The organism is Inquilinus sp. (assembly GCF_057815775.1).
The window spans coordinates 1-2,137 of the sequence record NZ_JBYRFX010000061.1; the positions used below are offsets into that span (position 1 = coordinate 1).

Sequence of the window (2,137 nt, forward strand, 5' to 3'; positions counted from 1 at the left end):
ATGATGGTCGGCAACGCGTACGGAATCTCGACCTTCCAGAGCAGCTGCCGGCGGGTCGAGCCGAACGCCTCGCCGGCTTCGATCAATTGCTTCGGCACCGACGAGACGCCGAGGTGCGTCAGGCGGACCGGCGCGGCGATGGCGAAGATCACCGTCGAGATCAGGCCGGGCACCATGCCGAGGCCGAAGAGGACCAGCGTCGGAATCAGGTAGACGAACGTCGGGATCGTCTGCATCAGGTCGAGGATCGGCCGGATCACGGCGTAGATCATCGGCCGGTGCGCCGACAGGATGCCGATCGGGATGCCGATCACCAGCGACAGGATCGTGGCGCTGAGCACCAGCGCCAGGGTCTGCATCGTCTCGGTCCAGTAGCCGAGATTGAAGATCAGCAGGAAGCCGACCACGACCAGCACGACCAGCTGCCAGCGGCGGTGCAGCCAATAGGCCAGCACGGCGACGATGGCGATGAACAGCAGCGGCGGCGGCGCCAGCAGCACGTCGATCAGCCATTGGATGGCGGTGGCGAGGCCGATCGAGATGGCGTCGAAGACGCTGGCGAAATTATCGGTCAGGAAATCCGTGAGATGCTTGATCCATTGCCCCAGTGGAATCTTCTGGGACAGAAACGCATTCAGTGCGTCCATGCGGCGTCCTTATTTCCTGACCTTTTGGACGACGCGCCGCCGTGATCTCCGGCGGCGCGCCTGTCGGACCGGCTTATTAGAGACCGAGTGACGCCTTCACCGCGGCAAGGCCATCCTTGCCGTCGAAGGTGGTGACGCCGGCGAGCCAGGGCGTCAGCACGTCCGGGTTGGCCTTGAGGTATTCGGTGGCCGCCAGCCCGCCTTCCTTGCCGTCGCCGGTGATCGCCTGCATCACCGTCGCTTCCATGTCGAGGGTGAAGGACAGGTTGTCGAGCAGCTTGCCGACATTCGGGCAATCCGTGCGATAGCCGGCCCGGACGTTGGTGTAGACCGTGGCGCCGCCGAAGTTCGGGCCGAAATAGTCATCGCCGCCGGTGAGGTACTTCAGCGGGTAGTTCTTGTTCATCGGGTGCGGCGCCCAGGCCAGGAACACGATCCATTCCTTGCGGCGGACGGCACGGTCGACCTGCGAGAGCATGCCCTGCTCGCTCGACTCGACCAGCTGCCAGCTCTTGAGGCCGAAGGCACCCTTGTCGATGATGCTCTGGATCAGCCGGTTGCCGTCATTGCCCGGCTCGATGCCATAGAGCTTGTCGCCGAACTTGTCGGCGTTCTTGGCCAGGTCCGCGAAGTCCTTGACCCCGGCGTCGTAGGCATAGTCCGGCACGGCGAGGGTGTATTTGGCGCCTTCGAGATTGGCTCGCACGCTCTCGACCGATTTGTCGTCGAAATAGGGCTTCGCATCGGCCGTCATCGACGGCATCCAGTTGCCGAGGAAGACGTCGATGTTCTTGTTCTTCATCGAGATGTAGGTGACCGGGATCGACAGCAGGTCGGCCGAGGGCTCGTAGCCGAGGCCCTTGAGCACGGCCGAAGTGATCGCGGTCGTCGAGGTGATGTCGGTCCAGCCGACATCGGAGAAACGGACCTTCTTGCAGCTCGCCGGATCGGCCGCCTGCGCGGCACCGGCGACCAGGGCCAAGGATACGCCCAGCGCCAAACCGATCTTACGTCCCGAGATCATGCGACTCTCCTGTTCTGCCTGCCTGTACGACATTTTCGTTCTTTGAACGCCGCGTCCGCCATCGAAGCATACGACGAGGCGCCTTAGCGAGAGTCTAGCGGTGCGGGGCATGGCGCCGCTGGCCGATTTCCGGCATGGCATGACGCAAACCGGACGCATTGCTTTTTGCACCGCAGCTAGCATGCGGCCGCAGCCGCAGGAGTGGAAGAGATGGCGACAGAATTCGACTATGTGATCGTCGGCGCCGGCTCGGCCGGCTGCGTGCTCGCCAACCGGCTTTCAGCCGAATCCGATGTCCGCGTGCTGCTGCTGGAAGCCGGCCCCGAGGACCGGACCTGGAAGATCCACATGCCGGCGGCGCTGACCTACAATCTCGGCGACGACAAGTACAACTGGTACTACGAGACCGAGCCGCAGGCGGCGATGGACAACCGCCGCATGTACTGGCCGCGCGGCCGGGTGCTCG

The 2,137-nt window shown here is 63.9% G+C and carries 3 protein-coding genes; 1 reads left to right on the forward strand and 2 read right to left on the reverse strand.

Going from position 1 to position 2,137, the window contains the following annotated elements:
- The coding region (locus tag AC3XYG_RS02475) for an ABC transporter permease subunit (protein WP_489138227.1) at positions 1–647 on the reverse strand (647 nt) is incomplete at its 3' end.
- Positions 648–723: 76 nt separating this feature from the next.
- The gene (locus AC3XYG_RS02480) at positions 724–1,671 is read right to left on the reverse strand and encodes a choline ABC transporter substrate-binding protein (protein ID WP_489138228.1); all 948 of its coding nucleotides are present in this window, start codon (positions 1,669–1,671) and stop codon (positions 724–726) included.
- 210 nt (positions 1,672–1,881) lie between these two features.
- Here AC3XYG_RS02480 and AC3XYG_RS02485 point away from each other — a divergent pair.
- Positions 1,882–2,137, forward strand: a 256-nt coding sequence (locus AC3XYG_RS02485; protein ID WP_489138229.1) for a lycopene cyclase family protein, incomplete at its 3' end; no start/stop codon positions are given.